This is a genomic window from Pedobacter heparinus, assembly GCF_032678725.1.
Classification (GTDB): Bacteria; Bacteroidota; Bacteroidia; order Sphingobacteriales; family Sphingobacteriaceae; genus Pedobacter; species Pedobacter heparinus_A.
On sequence record NZ_JAVTSC010000008.1, the window covers coordinates 212,891 to 233,581 of the forward strand.

The following is a 20,691-nucleotide window of genomic DNA, read 5'->3' on the forward strand; positions in this document are numbered from 1 at the left end:
TCATGAATATCGTAAATATATTAGAAGAAATTGAAAAGGTCGACGGAGAAATCTATGAGCGTATAAACCCTAGAAGGGCCGCTATGAAAGACTTTTTCAACATGGGTAAAAAGATCTCACTGGCAGCTTTGCCATTGGCGATGGGTTCTATGTTTCAAAAAGCGTATGGTCAGACCACACCAGCTGCGGTAACAGACGTATTAAATTTTGCCCTGGCACTGGAATACCTGGAATACCATTTTTACAACCATGCATTGGTAGCTGCACCAAACTTGGTTCCTGCGGGGGCTCCGAGAACAGCGATCACTACCATCCGCGACCACGAGTTGGCGCATGTTAATTTATTAAAAGGGGCATTAGCAGGTAATGCACGGGCTGAAATTACTTATGCCATGACCGATTTTACAGCAGGTGGAACTTTTCCCCTGGTTTATGACGATTATGTAACCTTTTTAAAAGTTGCTTTGGGATTTGAAGATACAGGAGTGAGGGCGTATAAAGGTCAGGCCCCGGCATTGAAAGGTAATGCTGTATTGACAACCGCCCTGCAGATTCACTCAGTAGAAGCCCGTCATGCTTCCCATATCCGTCAGATGCTGGCAGCAAATGGTGCAACTGGTTTAAAACCATGGATCAGTTTAGGCCCTGGTGGTATATCCAATGATACCGGTGTTTCGGCAGTAGATGCTGTTTATGCCCGCGAAAATACAGATGTACAGGCAGGAATCACCATTACGGGTATTGCTACCGGTGTAACAAAAGCGGCTGCGGTAGAAAGTTTTGACGAGTTCTTATCAAAAGCCGAGGTCGTAACTATTGCAAACTTATTCCTTAGAACAGGATTTAAATTATAAGATTTGTTTGTTTATTTTAAGATGGGGAAGCGCAAGGATTGCGCTTCCTTTTTTTATTCCTTTTAACTGCTAATAATTGATCACCTGTTCTTCCAGGTGATCGGGCAGGTCACGGTAATTGTATTGCTGTCCCCTCAGCTGTGGCTCAAAACCAGCTTCTCTGATGGCATCCTGTATACCTTTTGCCGTAAAACGATGTGGTGCACCGGCAGCAGATACCACATTCTCTTCAATCATAATCGATCCAAAATCGTTTGCACCGGCATGCAGGCAAAGCTCTGCCACATTTTTACCCACAGTAAGCCAGGAAGCCTGGATATTTTTGATATTGGGCAGCATGATGCGGCTTAAGGCCAGCATTCTGATGTATTCGTCTCCCGAAATAGTATTGCTGATGCCCCGTAAGCGTTTCAGCAAAGTGCCATCATCCTGAAACGGCCATGGAATGAAGGCCAGAAAACCCTTGGCATCCGCTGGTTTTTCACTTTGTACTTCCCTGATCCACACCAGGTGTTCAAAGCGTTCTTCTATGGTTTCCACATGGCCAAACATCATGGTTGCAGAGGTAGTAATGTGCAATTGATGCGCAGCACGCATCACATCCAGCCATTCCTGTCCGCCGCATTTTCCCTTGGAGATTAGCCTCCTTACCCTGTCGTTTAGTATTTCTGCACCTGCACCAGGCAAAGAATCCATACCTGCAGCTTTCAGGGCGGTTAATACTTCCGTATGTGAAATGCCTTCCAGTTTAGCTACGTGCGCTATCTCGGGCGGGCCCAAAGCATGCAGTTTTAAATCAGGATACAATTCTTTAAGCTGTTTAAACAGATCTGCGTAGAATTTTAAGCCCAGATCAGGATGGTGCCCCCCCTGTAACAGCAGCTGATCACCACCCAGGCGAAAGGTTTCCTCTATTTTCTGCTTGTAGGTTTCTATATCAGTGATGTAACTTTCCTCGTGTCCCGGGCGCCGGAAAAAGTTACAGAATTTACAATTGGCGATACAAACATTCGTGGTGTTCACATTTCTGTCTATCTGCCAGGTTACCTTTCCACTTGGTACTTGCTTTTTTCTCAGTTCATTGGCTACATAAGCCAATTCAGCTGTTGCTGCATGATGGTATAAAAACACACCTTCTTCTTTTGTTAAAAAGTCAAAATGCAAAGCCCTCTGTAATAATTCGGCAGTATTCATGGTACAAAATTAGCTAAAATTGCCATAAGTTCTTTTCTTTTTATTTCACATTAATATCACAATTCGCCACCTCATATTTCCTATCTTTGCCGCAATTATTTTCAAAATATGGTAGATTTTAATCGTTTTACATTGGCCAATGGCTTGCGTGTACTGGTACACGAAGATGATACCACACCCATGGCGGTGTTAAACATTTTATACGATGTAGGTGCAAGAGACGAAGAAGAAGGTAAAACAGGTTTTGCCCATTTGTTTGAGCACCTCATGTTTGGCGGCTCTGTAAACATTCCAAGTTATGATGAGCCATTACAGCGGGTAGGTGGCGAGAACAATGCCTTTACCAGTAACGACATCACCAATTATTACATTACCCTGCCGGCAGTAAACCTTGAAACTGCCTTTTGGCTGGAAAGCGACCGGATGCTGAGCCTTGCTTTTTCCGAAAAAAGCCTGGAAACACAGCGTAACGTGGTTTGTGAAGAATTTAAACAACGTTACCTGAACCAGCCCTATGGCGATGTCTGGTTGAAATTAAGGCCATTGGCCTATACCGTACACCCTTATCGCTGGGCAACCATCGGGCAAGACCTGCAGCAAATTGAAAATGCTAAAATGGAAGATGTGAAAGCATTTTTTAAAAAGCATTATAATCCTCAAAATGCCATTATGGTAGTGGGTGGGAATGTAAAAACAGCAGCGGTAAAAGCCCTGGCCGAAAGGTGGTTTGCACCAATTCCGGCAGGAGAAAAGTACCTGAGGAACTTGCCCAAAGAGCCGCGGCAGACCGTGGAAAGAAAGGAAACCGTTACCGCTGATGTACCTTTAAATGCCATTTATATGGCCTTTAAAATGCCTGCCAGAAACGATAGTGAATACCAGGTATACGACCTGATGTCCGACGTGCTCTCCCAGGGGCAATCCTCCCGCTTATACAATAGCTTGCTTAAAGAGCAGCAGCTGTTCAGCGATATCCATGCCTACGTGACCAGCAGTATAGACGAAGGCCTGTTCGTCATAGAAGGTAAACTGGTGGAAGGCGTAAGTATGGAAACTGCAGAAAATGCCATATGGAATGAGCTGAACTACCTGAGCTCGGCACTAGTTACCGATCAGGAGATCACCAAAGTGAAGAACAAGTCGGAATCGATCATGGTATTTGCCGAGATGAACCTGCTGGATAAAGCCATGAACCTTGCATCCTACGAATTACAGGGCGACGCCGCAGGATTGAATACCGAAATCGATAAATACCTGGCCGTTACCCCTCAGCGGATGCTGCTGGCTGCCCAAAAAACTTTTGTGAAAACACAATGTTCAACTTTATACTATTTAACTGCCAAAGATGCTTAACCGTACACTAGCCCCGGAATCAAAACAGGTTGATGAAATTAATTTCATTGAGCCATTAAAACAAACACTGGATAACGGCATACCGGTTTTCACCATCAATGCAGGTAAACAGGAATTGGTACGCATTGAATTCATCTTTGAAAATGTAAACTGGGATCCTTCAAAGCCCTTACAGGCCATTGCCGTAAGCCACCTGATCAACAATGGTACAACCCATCTCAGTGCCAAAGAAATCGCAGATAAAGTAGATTACTACGGGGCCTTCCTGCAAACAGAATATGGCGCCGATCAAACCTGCGTGAAACTCTACACGCTGAATAAACACCTCTCTGCAGTATTGCCTATTGTCAGGTCTATCCTGAATGAAAGCATTTTTCCTGAGCAGGAACTGGCTATTTTTATCCAGAACCAAAAACAATCTTTACAGGTAAGCCTGCAAAAGAACGATTTCCTGGCGAGGAAACACTTTGCAAATGCGCTGTTTGGTGATACCCCTTACGGTTCCAATATCGGGCTTTCCGATTATGATGGATTGAAAAGGGCTGACCTTTTAAACTATTTTAAAGCAGCTTACAAGCCGGAAAACTGCACCATATTTGTCGCCGGTAAGTTTGAGGAGCAGGAATTTAATACCCTGAACGCCATTCTCGGAAAGGCCTGGGACAATAAAGGACAATCAATACCCAATAAATTCAGCTTTACCAACAGTCCTAAAGGAGAGATCCTGATCGATAAACCTGAAGCCATACAATCAGCAATCAGGATGGGTACCCTGGCCATTACCCGTAAGCACCCCGATTTTCCTGGTTTCCAGGTATTAAATTGTTTGCTGGGTGGCTATTTTGGTTCCAGGTTAATGGCCAATATCCGCGAAGATAAAGGCTATACCTATGGCATTGGTTCTGCTGTAGCTTCTTTAAAAGATGCCGGTTATTTCTTTATTGCCACAGAAGTAGGGACAGCCGTATGTGAAAGTGCAATGCTGGAAATAGAAAAAGAAATCGATATCCTTAAAACAGAGCTGGTTGCCGAGGATGAGCTTACGCTGGTAAGAAATTACATGCTGGGTGCTATGCTTGGTAGCCTGGAGAATGCTTTCTCCCATGCCGATAAGTTTAAAAATGTATATTTCTCCGGTCTCGATTACAATTACTACGAAAACTATATCGAAACGGTAAAGTCCATCTCGGCAGCAGATTTAAAAGCCCTGGCCAATACCTACCTCAATACCGAAAACTTTACAAAAGTGGTAGTGGGTAAAAACTAAATTATCCTGGCTATTCAACTTTAGCCAGGATACCTTTTTGTTTATCAGCTTGATAAATCTTTCTATGAAAAGCCACAAAGTCGTTGTACTTTTCTGGCGGATAGGCCTTGCTGGTCATGGTTTTTGTGCGGGTATAAACCAACGTATTGTCCTTAGCTACCACTTTCGCCGTATATTTGCCAAACTCCGATTCGATCAGCACATCTTTGGGCATAAATTCTACTTTATACCCTTTCGGTATGGTATAGGTGATCTCATCTTCATCATTAAAACTATAGTCAATGCTGAAAAAGGTTTTCCGGTCTTCCAGGGCAGTTACTGCAGTTTCCTGCCTGTTCAACAGGTTCAGGGTCATAAATAACTTATCTCCACCCTTGGTCAGCAGCTGTGAACATTTTAAACCGATCTGCTCCTTCAGTACAGGCAGATTCTTATCCGGTTGCGTATAGCTCAAAGTGCCAATCTGCATGTTGGGGATGCTTAGTGAATTCATGATCCTTTTCCGCTGTGCAGTAGGGTCTATCACCAACATGGATACATTGTCTTCATACTGGGCATTACCATACTGGGTTTCAATGCTGATCTCAGCAGCACCCTCTTCATCCAGGTTCACTTTTGTACTGCGTTTCTGGTAATTGCTTGCCGGATAATATGCCGGCGTCTGCACCAGTTTACCCCCGTTTTCGGTGATCAGCAATACCGTTCTGTTGGAATTGGAGTTGCCAATAAAACCTGCCGGCATTAACTGGCTGGTACATTCCAGCCATACCGTATCTTTTTCCAGCGGAACGCATAGAATCATGTGATTGGTCTGGTTCATGCTTGCATATTGTTTATTTAAGGAAGGCAGATCGTTACCAATAATTACCAGTTCCGATTTGATGCCCGCTTCCTGCAACATCGCTTTCATGTAATTTGACAAACCCTTGCAATCCCCGTAATTAACAGCAGCAACTTTATCTGCAGCAATGGGTTTATAACCGCCAATGCCCAATTGTACCCCCACATATCTGGTATTCGATTGCAGGTAATTGTACAATATCTTTATTTTTTCTTTTGGATCCTTCGCATCTTTAACAAGCCCCTGTACCAGGGTTTTTTTGGCTTCAGGAAGTACCTGCATGCCGTTGCTCAGGTTAAACAGCCAGGAACCAAGGTTAGACCAGTTTTCAATATTGGCTTTTGAATTGTCAAATTCAAACTGGTTTGGTGCCACCGATACCCAGGGCATCACGTTTTTTAAACCTGTACTCATCGATTCATATTCCAGTGCCGGGATGTTTTTACAGCTCCATTGGTACTGCATTTTATCCTTCAGCTTTAAGGAATCGGTTTTTACCTGCTTACTTTTCAGGTATTTGAAAGTCATCGTTTCAGGAATCCTGAAGGTGTACTCAGATTTCTCTATCGCATAGCCCCAGCTGCTTGCCGGATACCAGGTTGGATAAGAGCGGATGCCACTATAATCTACTGTATAGCTAAATTCTATCGTATAGGGGTAATCCGTATACATAAAATCGAGATATTTTACCCTGTCATCCTGGTACAGTGTGCCATCCGAAACCGCACTTCTGTCCTTAAAATCTGAGCTCCTGTAATCTTTAACCTTAATTCCCTTGTCATTATAAAGGCAGGCTTTCAGGTTAGAAATACTCGAGAACTTATCGTAAAACTCGTGCATGCTGGAGGCATCCTCTCCGTTCTTGTTCAAAATGGTTATTGCGGTCTTATAGTTTAAAACGGCATTTCCCGGATTTTTCACTTCATACACCTGTTCTTCATTTCTGATGATTACTGAAGCGTTTTTCATTAAATCAGCAGGAATTTTACTCACATCGTAAAGCCCCTGGGCATTTACGCCGCTAAAGGTCAGTAAGATAACTGTCAAAAGGACTGATCTTTTCATGCTTAACTTTTCTTAAATACAATTTGTTCGGCCTGTTTTCTCACGATATTCTTAAAAAGTTCTTTTAAATAATGATATTCTTCCGGACTGAAAAATGCTTTTTTCAGGGAGATCTTACTTGTGATCATCAGTTTATTTTCTTCAGCAGCAAATATAAAAGTGAAGGAGGCGGCATCATCCGGTAATACTACTTTTTCATTTTTAGGCGATTTATCCAGGTGGTATTCTTTAGGGAATTCCAGGGTGATGCGGTAATTTTCTTCTTTAGGATAAGCAAAATCAACAGGATAAATCCTTTCTTCCAGTTTAAACGGATTTTCCTTCGTTCTTTCAAACAACAGCGGCGCAAAATAAGCCAGGTTTCCCGCTTCCTCCACGTTGTCTTCGATCGTTACATCCATACTTTCCACCAGTGGCTCTCTAAGATCAGCAAGGTTCTCGATTTTGTAATTTTTTATACCCAGGCCCGGTCTGTCGGTTTTATAACTCTTCAGAAAATCAGTTTCATTTGTGGCTAAATTATACTTTCCCCTGCGGTTTAAGGCTTCATAATGGGTAGAGGACAGAAATAATTTACCACTAAGTTTATTCTCCTTGTCCAGGGTCAGCATTAAATTGATATTTGTTTTACTCAGATTGGCTTCTTCCAGCGATATCCATGCGGCCGTGACGTCAGGAAGGTTTACTTTCAAACCCTGATGGTTCAGGTTTTCGTAGCCAATCATGTTGGGCGCGTGGTCTTTATCGGTAGCATCTAAAAGGATCATCCGGTCACCAATTTCTGCCTGAACAATAACATTATTAAAATCGGTGATCATCGGGAAGCCAGGATGAGCACCATTTTCGCGCGTACTCAGCAAAACAGGGGAGGCATTAATGTTTGCTTCCTTTAAAAGGCTCAGCAGACAAAGATTGATATCGGCCGAATTCCCGACTTTTTTCTCGAAAATTGTTTTGGGATTAGTTTCTGAAGTATAAACGCGATAATTGTCGTTCCATTTGATGTGATTTTTTACATAATTAAAAATGAGCTGCAATACCGTATCCGGTTGTGTGGCTGTTTTAACAATGTCTTTTAAAATGCTTTTGCTGTAACTTTTCTTAGTTAGAAAAAGGCCAAAGTTCTCTTCGGCTTTCAATCCTGTAACAATTTTAGGCCAGGAAGACGTATATTCCCTGTACACTTGTCCGGGCACAGTTACCGAACTCAATTCAAAACCTACTTTGCTGACGTAATCTTCCATCGTGGTGATGAAGTTTTCTTTCTTCAGGGCAGGCACATTTTCAACCTGATAGTGCATTTTTAAACAGGAGGTATTCAAGGTTTCTCCCGACGCCATAAAAGTTTCATTCACCGTTTCCTGTTTAGGGTTTAAAAACAGATAGCCACCAGACCTTACCTTGTATTTATAATATTCCGGAATGCTGACTTCGAACTCCGAATACAAAGTAGGAATACTTCTTTGGAAATACCAGGGCTGAAGGGTGAAAATAAAGTCAGATTTTGTTTTGTATTTATATTCCACAATAGCGCCTTCCTTGATATTCGGCAGGGCAAACTTTTTAAGGGTATAGTTTTTATCCTGCTTTTCAGAAAATTTGGCATCTTTATTTATTTTGCTGACTACAATTTTACCGTTTTCCAGGTTGTAGGTGGCAGCATCCATAGATTCTAGTTTTTCTTCGGCCGAATTCTGCTTGTAAAACCGAAGCTCCAGGTTTCCGTAATCGTACCCGGCCTTATTGATGATCTGATAACGGATGTGCCTTTCAAAAACGAAGGCAAAATCACCGGTTTTTGGGCTGATCTCAAAATACCCTTTTCCAACATCAAAGAGGGTTATTGCAGCAGCAGCCGAATCTGCACCCATAGCTTTGGTTTCAAAGTCTGCGGGTGCAATTTTTCCGTATTTAAAAGATTTCGATTTGCTGACTACATTTTCCTGGGCATACGAAAATGATACTAGCAGGAGCAGGCAGCATAAAAAAAGATTTTTCTTGCGCATGGAGCGATAATTTATTTACACAATTATAACACATATCAGCAGAAGAAAAAAATTTATTTACTTAACCGTCAGCAGCGTCACAAATCCATCCATTGTGGCTACCAAAATGGCATTTTTGCTCAGTACATTTACAGTATTTACCATGGAGTTGTCTATTTTATGTGCCCAGACAGTTTTGCGGACTACAGGATCAAATGCATAAACTACGCCGTTGCGGGTGCCAAAAAGTACCTCTTTGTCTTTTGCGATGAGCATGGAAGGTACATGTTCATAGCCAAAACCCATATTTAACCGCCAGAGTACACCCGGATCTATCGCCTGAGTTTTATAAGCTACAATTTCATCATTCATGGTTTTTCCAAAAATCATGGATCCATCTTCGGAGAGTCCTGTCGATTCCCTTACTGTAGCTTCCTTATTTCTCCAGAGTGTCGTACCGTTATTTACATCAAGGGCGGTAAGTACCCTGTCTGGAGCCGCAAAATAAACTATGTCATTGTGGGCAACAGGTGTACACATGGCCGGTGAGAACATGCGGTTGGCATGTCCATTGTTCCATTTCCATAACAGACGGCCATTGTTTTGGTCAAGGGTATACAAATGCCGGCCCCAGGAACCAAATAGTACTTTACCTTTATACAGCAAAGGTTTCCCCACAATAGTACCTTCAACCTCATTAAAAGCCCAGATCTGTTTGCCAGTCTTCAGGTCAATCGCCCGGAAGTGGTTGTCGCTTCCGCCAATGAAAACTACACCATTATCAATTACCGCTGAACCCAAAACAGCAGCTCTGGTGTTAAACTTCCAAAGCAGTTTACCCGTGTTGAGCTGCAGTGCATAAATGCTCCCGTCGCCAGAACCCAGTACAACCGAATTTCCTGCTATCGCAGGAGAAGAGTAAATAGCCCCTTTTGTTTTGTAGCTCCATTTTTTGCTTCCGTCCTTAAGCGACAAGGCTTCTACTTCTCCAATGGCGTTGCCGAATATGACTAGGTTGTTGCTGGCAGCAGGAGTGAGTACGACGTTGGCAGGGGCATGGTAGCTCCAGGCCTTTTTTACCTGCGGATAAGTGTTGTTTATGGCATAAGATGGTCTTTCTACCTTTCCGGTACTGCTGGACGTAAATTTACCCAATGCAATTTTTCTCCAGGGGTTTTCCAGAGAAAGGCCAGGTTTTTTTACTGCAAACAATACGGAGTCTTTGCGCATGGTTACGATATTATACCCACCCAGGCTATCTTTTGCCCTTAAGTTGGAGCGGCCCATAGTGCCGGGAATACCTTCAAAATTAAGCGCCTGATTGGAGTGGCCATGCCCGCATATGGCATATTGGATGTTGTATTTTTTTATCCTGTCGGTTGCCTCATACCAGTTGTCTAAACTGCTGTCAACAGGGTAATGGTTGATAAAAATAACAGGCATGGTAGCTGAAGTATTTTTTAATATCTTATCCATCCAGATCACGGCGTCCCTGGGTATGTGCCCATCAGACATCCTGACATAAGGTCCGGAAGCACAAGCTATAAAACGGAAACCGTTGTGATCAAAAGTAAATTTATCATCTCCAAACTCCCTGATGAAATCTACTCCACCGGATTCTGACCAGCCGGTATCATGATTGCCGGGAATTACATAATAAGGCTTTTTCAGTTGGCTTAAAATGGATTTCGCAAGCTTGAGCTCCAGTTTTGTGCCCATTTCAGTTACATCACCCGTAACCACAATAAAATCGAGTTCTGTTTGTTTATTGATGTCAGTTACCGTCCTTCTTAAATCTTCTTCACCAGTTGCGGTGCCCACATGGGTATCGGTAACAAAAGCATATTTAAAAGTCTGCGCATTGCTGTTTGAAAAGCAACAGATGAAAATGGCAAAAGAAAGGAGCAGTCTCATGTTTTACGGTTATTTTTTGTGTCGCTCAATTTACAGCTTTTTGATGAGATCTGAAAAGAATAGACCCGCAATCGTATGCTCAATTATCTATTAAAAAAATTATTAAAACATTATTAGAACATTTATAAATCTTTCTAAAGGTTATTTAACCTAGCAAGGACCTAGCAACGTCCTATAAAGGTCCTAATAAAGATCAAAAAAGTTTAAAAAAATAATTAGGCAGTAGTTGAGCTGTTTAACCCTTTAAATATGCGGGAATTGTGCTTAAATTTAATACCAGCAGGATAGCTGCAATAAAACTTAATCTGATTGTAATGTTTTAAAATCAATAGCCTTAATTCGCAAAACTATTGCGTAGTATCAATAATAATCGTATTTTTGCCCGGCAAATAGTAACTCTTAAATTATTTGCTATGCAACTCGATCCCAATAAATTTATTGCTGAAGGACTAACTTACGATGACGTATTATTAGTGCCCGCCTATTCTGAAGTTCTGCCACGTGATGTGGATACCGGAAGTTTCCTGACCAAAAAAATACGCATTAATGTTCCCATAGTTTCTGCCGCAATGGATACGGTAACCGAAGCTGGCCTGGCCATTGCCATTGCCCAGGCAGGTGGTATAGGTATGTTGCACAAAAACATGAGCCTTGAACGCCAGGCAGAGGAGGTAAGGAAGGTAAAACGCTCAGAAAGCGGTATGATCCAGGATCCGGTTACCTTAAGTGCCAATGCTAAAGTTGCTGATGCTTTCCAGATCATGAAAGATTTTAAGATTGGTGGCATCCCGGTTATTGATGCAGATAATAAACTTGTCGGTATCATCACCAACAGGGATCTGCGCTTTCAGAAAGATATGCAGCGTAAAGTTTCAGAAGTGATGACCAGGGAAAACCTGATTACCGCACCTGAAGGCACCACGCTTTTACAGGCAGAAGAGATTTTGCAGGATTATAAAATTGAAAAACTTCCGGTGATTGATGCACAGGGGCATCTGGCCGGATTGATTACTTTTAAAGACATTCAGAAATATAAAAACTACCCCAAAGCCTGTAAGGATGAACGCGGCCGTTTACGTGTAGGCGCTGCGGTGGGTGTAGCTGCCGATAATATTGACCGTGTTGCGGCACTGGTACAGGCAGGAGTGGATGTGGTTACTGTTGATACTGCCCATGGTCACTCTAAGGGTGTAATTGATATGGTAAAGGCCATTAAAGAAAGATGGCCGGAACTACAGGTGATTGCCGGTAACATTGCTACAGCTGATGCTGCACTGGCTTTGGCAGCTGCAGGTGCTGATGCCGTTAAAGTAGGTATTGGCCCGGGTTCTATTTGCACTACCCGCATCATTGCCGGGGTAGGTGTACCCCAGTTGTATGCGGTTTTTGAATGTGCCCAGGCGCTTATCGGAACAGGGATTCCGGTTATTGCCGATGGGGGTATCAAACAAACCGGAGATATTGTAAAGGCTATTGCTGCTGGTGCCAGTTCAATTATGGCGGGATCCTTATTTGCAGGGGTGGAAGAGTCGCCGGGTGAAACCATCATTTACGAAGGTCGTAAGTTTAAATCTTACCGTGGTATGGGTTCGGTTGAGGCCATGTCACAAGGATCAAAAGACCGTTACTTTCAGGATGAAACCGATGTAGTAACCAAACTGGTTCCGGAAGGTATTGTTGGTCGTGTACCTTATAAAGGAACATTGGCAGAAGTGATTTACCAATATGTAGGTGGCCTGAGGGCGGGCATGCACTATTGCGGTGCGGCTACTATTGAAGATCTGCAGAAAGCTAAATTTGTACGCATTACAGCAGCTGGTATGAGAGAAAGTCATCCACATGATATTTCAATCACTAAAGAAGCGCCAAATTACTCAAGATAGTAATTTCTACTTTATATAAAAAGGCCTGTTTATGATTTAACAGGCCTTTTTGTGTATTATAAAAAATCATTCGGGCTGATCTCCCAGGTCCAGGGTTTTTTAAAACTACTAAATGTACGCAGGGTCTTTACGGCTAAAGGTTGTTCAAAGGTTTCATTTGCCGATCTTCTGTTGCTGACGGTGCCGCTGGTAATGGTACGCTTTTTATTGATAAAATCGTATTGCTTATCATTCATTTCGCCCGAACCCGAATGCCAGGCATAATTATTAGCCTTGGTCAGCTGCCAATCCTTATCCTGGTACTTAAAGGTATAGTGCAGTTTCCAACGCCAGTTTGCGCCGCCTTCAAAGGCCAATGAAAGCTTATTGGAATCAATGCTTATAGGCCTTAAAGGGTCGCCCATGGCTCCTCCTTCTTCAGAACGCAGGATGAAATTGTTATTTTGGGCAGCGATCCGGTAAGCGCCCGAAGCGGAACGTCTGAAATAGATGGCCAGTATCCTTGGTTTTTGCACTTCCGTAATGATTTCGGTTTCATTGTCCCCGTAGGCGCGGTTTTCTTTTACCGGCCGGTAAAATTCGAGGATAAGGGCCAGGTCTTTGACCTTGTCGTTGTTCAGGTCTCCGGAAATGCTGTCAATGACCGTCCAGTTTTGCGGAACAAGTACAGTTACCGATTTTCCCTGTTCCGGGAGTACAGGAAATACAAAAGGCTGGGCCTGCAATGCGGTATAGCAAATTAAAAATAAGAGGGTCAGTTTAAGCTTCATATAGGAGAAGGAACGCTAAATATCGTTAAATAGTGTTCAGGAATTGATTTTGGGCAGCTGAAAGGAAAAGGAGACCGAACTGTCGGTAAGCTTAACTTTCAGTTCGCTGCCATTGGCTTTAATGTATTCCCGGCACAAATGGAGCCCCAAACCTATCCCTTTTTCCTGCCCTGTACCATAGCTGGCTTCAAAAGTATTTGGGTTGGTCAGGTTCTGTATGTTTGGCCCCCTGGCATCGGAAATAGGGTTGCTCACATAAATTTCGGTATGGTGATGGTCTTCTGTCAGGCTGATTTTGATGCTTTGTGATGCCGCGGAGAACTTTATGGCATTGTCAATCAGGTTACGGAATACCAGTTGTATCTGGTTCTCATCCGCATAAACAATCAGGTTGTCTGGCAATTCCAGGTCTATGCGCAGACCTTTCAGCTGAGTTAATGGGGAATAGACCAATACCAGGTCTGCAATAAGCAGTTTCAGGTCAAATGCGGAAGGTTGTGTGTTTAGGCCCTCCATTTGGCTTTTTGCCCAATATAACAGGTTATTTAAGGTGTTGTGTATGGTATCAATGCTTTTTTTATTCTCATTAAGCAGCATTTTAAGTTCATCCAGGTTTAGCAGGTTCATGTCCTTTAAGGAGAAAATACTGACCAGGCTATTGAACGGACTTCTCAGATCGTGGGCGATAATAGAGAACAATTTATTTTTTACGGCATTAGAGTCCTTGAGCTGTACAATGCTTTCACTTAATTTTAAAGTACGGTCTGCCACCTGTTCTTCCAGCCGCTGGTTTTGGGACTGTACCAGTAAAAGATTCTCTTCACGGGTGATCCGTTCCTTACTGATAATGCTGCGGTAACGGTCGCCCAGGGCAAAAGCCAGCAATAGCAATTCAATTGTTGAACCTACAGGTACAAATTCAAAACTGTAGTCATGGTAATCAAATATTCCTTCCATGCTCAGTACTGCAGCAATAATGGTCAGGGCAATAAAGGTCCAGGCCAGTACATAGTATCTGGCTGGGCTATAACCTTTTTTATAAGCCATTAAGCCTAAAGTCCATAAAATAACAGAAGAACTGATAGAAATATATTGGGCCAATGTTGCTGATATGCTTTTATAACCTGCGATACTCGTCAGGAACATGAGGATGGAAATGCCAATTAAAAAATTACATACCTGTATAGCGCGTGGTAACGTCGTCTTCAGGTTCAGGATCTTTTTAGAAAAGAGGATGCAGGAGATGGAGGATATGCTTAACAGCAGGTGCGGGTATAGGTTGATGAACATTTTGAAGTTGTTGCCCAATAAATAACTATAGCCCCTTAAATAGCCCACTACATACAAAGCCAATGAAAAAACATAGAGACTATAATAAAGATAGGTCCTGTCTTTCATGCTAAAATAAAGAAAGATGTTAAACAGGAACAGCGTAAGCAACACGCCGATATAAATGGCTTGCAGTTTGCTTTTTACCGATTGTCCGGGTAAAAAATTCTCTGAAGTAGCCATTTTAATGGGAAGTAACATGATGTTGTTTGTTTTTACGCGCAACCAGATGCTGGACGGACCTGTGTTTTCTGCCTGGGCGGGCAAACTGAAAATATAGTTATTTGTGGAAATAACACCGGGAACAGCAGGATATAAAGCACCTGTTCTTCTGTGTATAAAGCCTTTTTTGACAGGAATATACGCATCTATGTGCTCAATGTTAGGTACATCAATAATCAGGTAATCCCGGGTATTGTTAACACTTAAGTATTCGACTTTCAGCCAGAAGGCGGATTTGGTATTGCCCAGGTTAAGTATTTCTTTTTGGCCCTGCTGAAATTTTCCGGCCTTTTCCAGGCTGATCACCTGGCTGAGTTTAAGACTGGCGTTTTTATCTTCAAAATAAGTCAGCGCTTTACCCAGGTTATGATGGGGCGTATGGGCGTCAAGGCGTATGGGTTGTGCAAAGGTATTGACATTCAGGTATCCTAAAAAAAAGAGAAGGAGAGTAATTAAACGCATATAATTCGGTAAGGACTATTCTAATGTAAACAATTTACTAAAGAAACTGAACAGAAGCTGTAATTTTACAAATAGGCAGGAATAAATAGCAGATCATGAATGAGCTTTTAAAACAGGATTTATTGAATATTGCAGGGATACTTGAGCAGGTGAAGGTGGAGGGGCTCGACTTTTTGAATGGAATAAACGGGCGGCCAACCAGCGTGGATACGCCAATGCAGGCCAACCCAGCTTTACTGGAAGAAAGGGGAATGGGAACATTGGAAGCGCTTAAGGAATTTAAAGCAAGCTTTGACGCGATTATTGTGGCTGCTGCAGGGCCACGGTACTGGGGTTTTGTAACCGGAGGGACAACACCGGCTGCCATTGCCGGCGATTGGCTGACTTCAGTTTATGATCAGAATACACAATCCATAAAAGGGCAGGGCGATGTTTCTGCACTGATAGAGCTGGATACCATTCAATTGTTATTGCAATTGCTGGGTTTGCCAGATGATTATACCGCTGGCTTTGTAACGGGTGCCACCATGGCTAATTTTACCTGTCTGGCTGTGGCCCGACAATGGGCAGGTAAGCAGTTAGGGCTGGATGTGGCCAGAAATGGTGTTCCGGCGGGCATAAAGGTATTATCGGCCATGCCGCATTCCTCTGCTGTAAAATCGCTGGCCATGCTGGGGATAGGCAGCCAGAATTTTATTAAACTGCAGGTATTGCCCGGTAACAGGGAAGCCATGGCTATAGCCGATTTGGAAGCGAAAATACAGGAACTGGATGGGCAGCCTTTTATCCTGATTTCGAGTGCAGGAACAGTAAATACGGTAGATTTTGATGATTTTGAAGCGATCTTTAAGCTGCGGGATAAGTATAATTTCTGGTGGCATATTGATGCTGCTTTTGGTGCCTTTGCAGCATGTGCGCCTGATTACCGGCATTTGCTGAAGGATTGGGAGCAGGCAGACAGCATTACGGTAGATTGTCATAAATGGCTGAATGTGCCTTATGAAAATGCCTTTTTCCTGATTCGGAAACAGCACCAGCACCTGCAGGTAGAAAGTTTCCAGAATTCTAATGCACCTTACCTTGGCGATCCTATGGATAATTTTAGTTACCTGAACTTTTTGCCCGAGAACTCCAGGCGCTTAAAAGCCTTGCCGGCATGGCTCTCCTTAAAAGCATACGGGCGTGCCGGGCAGCAAGACATTGTCATACAGTCAATAGCCATGGCTAAAGCGCTGGGCGATTTTATCGCAAACAGTACTGCTTTCGAATTGCTGGCGCCAGTACGTTTAAATACCGTTTGTTTTACGTTGAAAGGCGACGAAAATCAGGACAAAGTTTTTAAATACCTTCATTTGTTAAATGAAGGGGGACGGGTGTTCATGACCCCTACAGTGTACCAGCAAAAAAATGCCATCAGGGCCGCTTTTGTAAACTGGCGCACCAGTCAGGAAGACATGGACATCGCCATTGCAGAAATGGAAAATGCGCTGCTAAGTATCTTTCCTTAAAACTTCAAGGGGTGGCTGATTCAATACTTTTCTGCTACTCCACACACCGGTAATGATGACCATTAGCGTTATGGCTGCAAAGAAGGCCACTATGGGCCAGATTGCAGGTGTAAAGCTGGTAGAGAAACTGTATTTGGCCAATACCCAGCTTCCGGCCATGGCCAGGATCATTCCGGCTGCTGCGGCCAGCGCGCCCAGAAACAGGTATTCAATTGCGGTGATGCTGAAGATCTGTTTTCTGCTGGCACCGAGTGTTCTTAACAATACACTTTCGCGCAAGCGTTGACCTTTACTCGTCAGTACGGCCGAGAGCAGTACAATCCAGCCGGTGGCCATGCTGAACAGGGCCATAAACCGGATTACAAAACCTATTTTACCGAGCAGTTCATCCAGTACCTGCAGGATCAGGCCAAGGTCTATGACCGAAACATTTGGGAAATGCTGCACAACCGCTGTTTGAAAAGCTGCAGATGCTTTGCCGGAAGGTACACGTGTCATCAATACATGGAACTGCGGGGCATCTTCGAGTACACCTTTTGGAAAAACCACACGGAAATTGGTCTGCATCCTGCTCCAGTTTACTTCCCTTAAACTGCCTACAACGGTAGGGATCAGTGCGCCCTGGACATTAAACAGTATGCTGTCGCCTACTTCTACATGGATGCGTTTGGCATAATTTTCTTCCAGAGATACGTATACGATATGATCAGGGGCTTTTACTGTTCCGCTCCATGTGCCTGCTGCTATTTTTTCGGCAGCTGTCAGTGTATCCTGAAAGGTAACCCGGAGTTCGCCCCGGAATGCCCTTTGTGAGGGTTCCCGTTGTTTGGAAGTGGTATCGGTACTATCGGCCGCTGCCAGTGCCGCGGCGGTTTTACCGTTGATTTCGGCAATGCGTACAGTGACAATAGGCACCTGGTTCATTACTGGGAGCTGATGTGACTTTACCAGTCTGGCCACGGCTTCCTGCTGGTCGTTCTGGATATCGAATAAGATCATATTGGCCTGGGTTTTACCGGAGGAAAGCGTTACGCGGTTCATCAGGATGCCCTGCACAAAGAAGAGGGTACAGATAAAGGCGGTAGACAAGCCAATGGATACCGTAAGCATCAGGGTTTGGTTGTTGGGCCGGTAGAGGTTGGCAAAGCCCTGCCGCCACAGGTAGCCTGCTTTGGCTGGCAATAGTCTGCGCACCAGCCACATCAGCAATCTGGATAAAGCAAACAATAGGATAAAAGCAATGACAATGCCGGCAGTAAAAGCAAGGGCCTGCAGCCAGCTGCTCATTTGCAGGCGAGTAAAAGCAAATACAAACACCAAGATCAGGAGGTAAACTGCCCACTTCAAAAAATCGCGCTGGCTGCTGGTCTTTTCGAAGGATAAGCGCAATGCGTTTAAAGGGGAAATGTGCCTTACCGCTAATAGCGAAGGGAGTGCAAACAGTACAGAGATGATGAGCCCCAGTAAAATGCCCTGGCCCATAGCCCACCAGGATACCTGGATAGTGATTTCGACAGGGATAAAATCTTTTAATACGGCGGGAAGCAGGAACTGGATGAGGGTACCCAGTAAGGAACCTGCAACAGCACCAATGAGTCCGATTGCTGCAATCTGGATGAGGTAAATGAGAAAGGCTTCTGATGATCTCAGTCCCAGACAGCGTAAGGTGGCCACGGCAGCCATTTTTTCTTTGACGTATACATGTATGGCGCTGCCTACTCCTATACAGCCGAGCAGCAGGGCAATGAAGCCGGAAAGGGCAAGAAACCTGTTCACATCGCTGAAAGACCTTCCGGTATCTTCCTTTTTAGAAGCGACGGTTTCCGCGTCTAATCCTTCTTTTTCCAATATTGGCTCTAGTTGCTTAACTACTTTTTCTACAACAGCCGGATTATTGTACCTAAAATAATATTTAAACTGGATGCGGCTGCCGATTTCTGTAAGGCCGGTTTGCTGCAGGTAAGCCAAAGGGATATAAACAATGGGGGCTACACTGGAAGAAATACCCGTTTGGCCCGGTGCTTTATTTAAGGCACCCGCGATGATAAAATTAAGCTCGCCCACTTTAATGGAATCGCCGGTCCGGGCGTTAAACTGGAGCATCAGGGTTTTGTCTACCAATGCCTTTCTGCCGCCTTGCCTAAATGTTTTTGAAGCAGCTGCAGGGCTGCTTTCTATTTCGCCGTAAAAAGGATAATTGCCTTCCAGGGCCCTGATCTGGACCAGCCTGCTGCCCTGGTTTTTGAGGAAGTAGACCATGGATGGAAAACTCCTTTCTGCTGCTTTTTCATCGCCCAGTTTTTGCAGTATGGCCGCTGTTTTTTTATCGGGCGCCCTCCGGCCTTCAATGATCAGATCGGCTCCGGTCAGTGTTTTCGCCTGTGCATCAATATCGCGCTGCAGGTTGTCCCTGAAAGAATATACCGCTACAAGTGCCGCAATACCCAGTACAATAGAAGAGATGAAAAGGAAGAGACGGGATTTGTTGTGCCGGCTGTCTCTCCAGGCCATTTTGAATAGCCAGCGTACATCAACTGCTCTGCTGACCGGCAATTGATGTTCAGGCATAGGTATCGGATTGAATGATTCCACCTTTTAATTTAATGATCCGGCTGGTACGGGCAGCCAGCTCCAGGTCGTGTGTTACGATGACCAGGGTGGTGCCGGCTTCCCGGTTAAGTTCAAAGAGCAGTTGTTCTATTTTCTCACTGGTTTCTCCGTCCAGGTTACCGGTAGGTTCATCGGCAAACAGAATGGCAGGTTTATTGGAAAAAGCCCTTGCCAGGGATACCCGTTGCTGTTCTCCGCCGGACAGCTGGATGGGATAATGTTGTGCCCGGTCTGACAGACCTACTTTGTTCAGCAGTTCCATTGCGCGCTCAGTTACGTTTTTTTCTCTCCTTAATTCCATGGGTACCATAACGTTTTCGACTGCGGTAAGAGTGGGCATCAGTTGAAAATTTTGAAAAATAAAGCCTATATAGTTATTGCGTATGGCCGCACGTTCGTCTTCATTCAGCTGATCGAGCTTTAGCTTGGTTAGGGATACGCTGCCGGAACTGGCTCTGTCCAGGCCAGCACAAAGCCCTAATAAAGTAGTTTTTCCACTGCCTGAAGGCCCTGTAATGGCAACTGTGGAACCCTGACTGATGGAAAAATTAATATTGCTGAGTACCGTGAGGGCATTGCCGGCACTTTTATAGGTTTTACTTACATTTTGAATTTCAAGGATGTTTTCGGCAGACATGGACAAAGATTTAAAGCATATTTTAAACTTAACGAAGGATTACCTGTTAAATATACAAGTATTCACTAATTTAGATTTATATATCAGCTGTATGTTACGGACTAATTTTATGAGCTCAATCCTGCTGCTGGCGATCATTAGCGCCTGTGGAAACAACCAGCAGAAAAAGGATGGAAAATTAAATGCCAGGCCGGCAGAGGCCGCGCCGGTTGCAACGGAAACAAAACCCGGGGTTCAGCATATCCTTTTCTTTGGGACGAGTTTAACTGCCGGGTATGGGCTTGATCCTGAACAGGCCTATCCGGCCATCATTCAAAAAAAGATCGAGTCCTTAAATTTGCCTTACAAAGTGATCAACGGAGGTTTGAGCGGGGAGACATCTGCTGCAGGTAAGAGCAGGATCAACTGGCTGCTGAAACAGCCTGTTGGGATTTTCGTACTGGAACTGGGGGCAAATGATGGCCTGAGGGGATTATCTGTGCCGGAAACATCGGCCAATCTGCAAGCCGTAATAGATAAAGTAAAGGCTAAATACCCTAAGGTAAAACTGGTGATGGCCGGTATGCAGATGCCGCCAAATATGGGTGCAAAATATACTTCAGATTTTAAAGCCGTTTTTAGCAAGCTGGCGCAAAAGAACGATATGGTTTATGTGCCTTTCCTGTTGGAAGGCGTTGGTGGTGTGGCCAGACTTAACCAGGAAGACGGGATCCATCCAACAGCAGAAGGGCAGAAAATACTTGCAGAAAATGTATGGGCCAGATTAAAAACCTTGCTGTAGCTTTAATCCAAACATC

14 protein-coding genes are annotated in these 20,691 nt (G+C 44.0%); 6 read left to right on the forward strand and 8 right to left on the reverse strand.

The genetic code is table 11. The features are described from left to right. The first annotated feature begins 2 nt into the window (after positions 1 to 2). A complete protein-coding gene (locus tag R2Q85_RS14075; RefSeq protein ID WP_316812432.1) occupies positions 3 to 854 on the forward strand; it encodes a ferritin-like domain-containing protein in 852 nt (283 codons plus the stop codon). 69 nt (positions 855 to 923) lie between these two features. Here R2Q85_RS14075 and mqnC read toward each other — a convergent pair whose 3' ends face one another. After that, a complete protein-coding gene (gene mqnC / locus R2Q85_RS14080; protein WP_316812433.1) occupies positions 924 to 2,048 on the reverse strand; it encodes a cyclic dehypoxanthinyl futalosine synthase in 1,125 nt (374 codons plus the stop codon). 108 nt (positions 2,049 to 2,156) lie between these two features. Here mqnC and R2Q85_RS14085 point away from each other — a divergent pair, with 108 nt between their 5' ends. Together R2Q85_RS14085 and R2Q85_RS14090 are read left to right on the forward strand one after the other, a co-directional pair. Beyond that, positions 2,157 to 3,401 (forward strand): pitrilysin family protein, encoded by a 1,245-nt coding sequence (locus R2Q85_RS14085; protein WP_316812434.1) that lies wholly within the window; start codon positions 2,157 to 2,159, stop codon positions 3,399 to 3,401. After that, on the forward strand, positions 3,394 to 4,668 hold the full coding sequence (locus tag R2Q85_RS14090; RefSeq protein WP_316812435.1) for a pitrilysin family protein: 1,275 nt from the start codon (positions 3,394 to 3,396) through the stop codon (positions 4,666 to 4,668). Before R2Q85_RS14085 ends, R2Q85_RS14090 begins: the two co-directional genes overlap by 8 nt. Before the next feature lie 10 nt (positions 4,669 to 4,678). On the opposite strand, the gene R2Q85_RS14095 is transcribed toward R2Q85_RS14090, so the two are convergent. From R2Q85_RS14095 to R2Q85_RS14105, 3 genes are read right to left on the reverse strand one after another with little or no spacing between them, the layout of a single operon-like run. Continuing rightward, complete coding sequence (locus R2Q85_RS14095; protein ID WP_316812436.1) at positions 4,679 to 6,574, reverse strand: DUF3857 and transglutaminase domain-containing protein; 1,896 nt, start codon at positions 6,572 to 6,574, stop codon at positions 4,679 to 4,681. 2 nt (positions 6,575 to 6,576) lie between these two features. Then, on the reverse strand, positions 6,577 to 8,580 hold the full coding sequence (locus R2Q85_RS14100; protein WP_316812437.1) for a DUF3857 domain-containing protein: 2,004 nt from the start codon (positions 8,578 to 8,580) through the stop codon (positions 6,577 to 6,579). 57 nt (positions 8,581 to 8,637) lie between these two features. Continuing rightward, positions 8,638 to 10,473 carry a PQQ-binding-like beta-propeller repeat protein gene (locus R2Q85_RS14105; RefSeq protein ID WP_316812438.1) on the reverse strand — a complete coding sequence of 612 codons (1,836 nt, stop codon included), beginning with the start codon at positions 10,471 to 10,473 and terminating at the stop codon, positions 8,638 to 8,640. Positions 10,474 to 10,886: 413 nt separating this feature from the next. Here R2Q85_RS14105 and guaB point away from each other — a divergent pair, with 413 nt between their 5' ends. Next, a complete protein-coding gene (gene guaB, locus R2Q85_RS14110; protein WP_316812439.1) occupies positions 10,887 to 12,356 on the forward strand; it encodes an IMP dehydrogenase in 1,470 nt (489 codons plus the stop codon). 56 nt (positions 12,357 to 12,412) lie between these two features. On the opposite strand, the gene R2Q85_RS14115 is transcribed toward guaB, so the two are convergent. Together R2Q85_RS14115 and R2Q85_RS14120 are read right to left on the reverse strand one after the other, a co-directional pair. Continuing rightward, on the reverse strand, positions 12,413 to 13,126 hold the full coding sequence (locus tag R2Q85_RS14115; protein ID WP_316812440.1) for a hypothetical protein: 714 nt from the start codon (positions 13,124 to 13,126) through the stop codon (positions 12,413 to 12,415). A 36-nt stretch (positions 13,127 to 13,162) separates the two neighbouring features. Next, positions 13,163 to 15,139 carry a sensor histidine kinase gene (locus R2Q85_RS14120; protein WP_316812441.1) on the reverse strand — a complete coding sequence of 659 codons (1,977 nt, stop codon included), beginning with the start codon at positions 15,137 to 15,139 and terminating at the stop codon, positions 13,163 to 13,165. A 95-nt stretch (positions 15,140 to 15,234) separates the two neighbouring features. On the opposite strand from R2Q85_RS14120, the gene R2Q85_RS14125 reads away from it, so the two are divergent. Then, positions 15,235 to 16,647 carry a pyridoxal phosphate-dependent decarboxylase family protein gene (locus R2Q85_RS14125; RefSeq protein ID WP_316812442.1) on the forward strand — a complete coding sequence of 471 codons (1,413 nt, stop codon included), beginning with the start codon at positions 15,235 to 15,237 and terminating at the stop codon, positions 16,645 to 16,647. Here R2Q85_RS14125 and R2Q85_RS14130 read toward each other — a convergent pair. Together R2Q85_RS14130 and R2Q85_RS14135 are read right to left on the reverse strand one after the other, a co-directional pair. After that, positions 16,630 to 19,215, reverse strand: a complete 2,586-nt coding sequence (locus tag R2Q85_RS14130; RefSeq protein ID WP_316812443.1) for an ABC transporter permease — start codon at positions 19,213 to 19,215, stop codon at positions 16,630 to 16,632. The two genes, R2Q85_RS14125 and R2Q85_RS14130, sit on opposite strands and share 18 nt — an antisense overlap. Then, positions 19,208 to 19,894, reverse strand: a complete 687-nt coding sequence (locus tag R2Q85_RS14135) for an ABC transporter ATP-binding protein (RefSeq protein ID WP_316812444.1) — start codon at positions 19,892 to 19,894, stop codon at positions 19,208 to 19,210. The genes R2Q85_RS14130 and R2Q85_RS14135 overlap by 8 nt, the downstream gene beginning before the upstream one ends. Positions 19,895 to 20,003: 109 nt before the next feature. On the opposite strand from R2Q85_RS14135, the gene R2Q85_RS14140 reads away from it, so the two are divergent. Beyond that, the gene (locus R2Q85_RS14140) at positions 20,004 to 20,675 is read left to right on the forward strand and encodes an arylesterase (protein ID WP_316812445.1); all 672 of its coding nucleotides are present in this window, start codon (positions 20,004 to 20,006) and stop codon (positions 20,673 to 20,675) included. The last annotated feature ends 16 nt before the right edge of the window (positions 20,676 to 20,691 follow it).

Excerpts from the sequence above, each read along its gene's own strand:
- mqnC (WP_316812433.1), bottom strand. The coding sequence starts at position 2,048 with ATGAATACTGCCGAATTATTACAGAGGGCTTTGCATTTTGACTTTTTA.
- R2Q85_RS14090 (WP_316812435.1), top strand. The coding sequence starts at position 3,394 with ATGCTTAACCGTACACTAGCCCCGGAATCAAAACAGGTTGATGAAATT.
- R2Q85_RS14100 (WP_316812437.1), bottom strand. The coding sequence starts at position 8,580 with ATGCGCAAGAAAAATCTTTTTTTATGCTGCCTGCTCCTGCTAGTATCA.
- R2Q85_RS14140 (WP_316812445.1), top strand. The coding sequence starts at position 20,004 with ATGAGCTCAATCCTGCTGCTGGCGATCATTAGCGCCTGTGGAAACAAC.
- R2Q85_RS14075 (WP_316812432.1), top strand. The coding sequence starts at position 3 with ATGAATATCGTAAATATATTAGAAGAAATTGAAAAGGTCGACGGAGAA.
- guaB (WP_316812439.1), top strand. The coding sequence starts at position 10,887 with ATGCAACTCGATCCCAATAAATTTATTGCTGAAGGACTAACTTACGAT.
- R2Q85_RS14105 (WP_316812438.1), bottom strand. The coding sequence starts at position 10,473 with ATGAGACTGCTCCTTTCTTTTGCCATTTTCATCTGTTGCTTTTCAAAC.
- R2Q85_RS14135 (WP_316812444.1), bottom strand. The coding sequence starts at position 19,894 with ATGTCTGCCGAAAACATCCTTGAAATTCAAAATGTAAGTAAAACCTAT.
- R2Q85_RS14130 (WP_316812443.1), bottom strand. The coding sequence starts at position 19,215 with ATGCCTGAACATCAATTGCCGGTCAGCAGAGCAGTTGATGTACGCTGG.
- R2Q85_RS14120 (WP_316812441.1), bottom strand. The coding sequence starts at position 15,139 with ATGCGTTTAATTACTCTCCTTCTCTTTTTTTTAGGATACCTGAATGTC.
- R2Q85_RS14125 (WP_316812442.1), top strand. The coding sequence starts at position 15,235 with ATGAATGAGCTTTTAAAACAGGATTTATTGAATATTGCAGGGATACTT.
- R2Q85_RS14085 (WP_316812434.1), top strand. The coding sequence starts at position 2,157 with ATGGTAGATTTTAATCGTTTTACATTGGCCAATGGCTTGCGTGTACTG.
- R2Q85_RS14095 (WP_316812436.1), bottom strand. The coding sequence starts at position 6,574 with ATGAAAAGATCAGTCCTTTTGACAGTTATCTTACTGACCTTTAGCGGC.
- R2Q85_RS14115 (WP_316812440.1), bottom strand. The coding sequence starts at position 13,126 with ATGAAGCTTAAACTGACCCTCTTATTTTTAATTTGCTATACCGCATTG.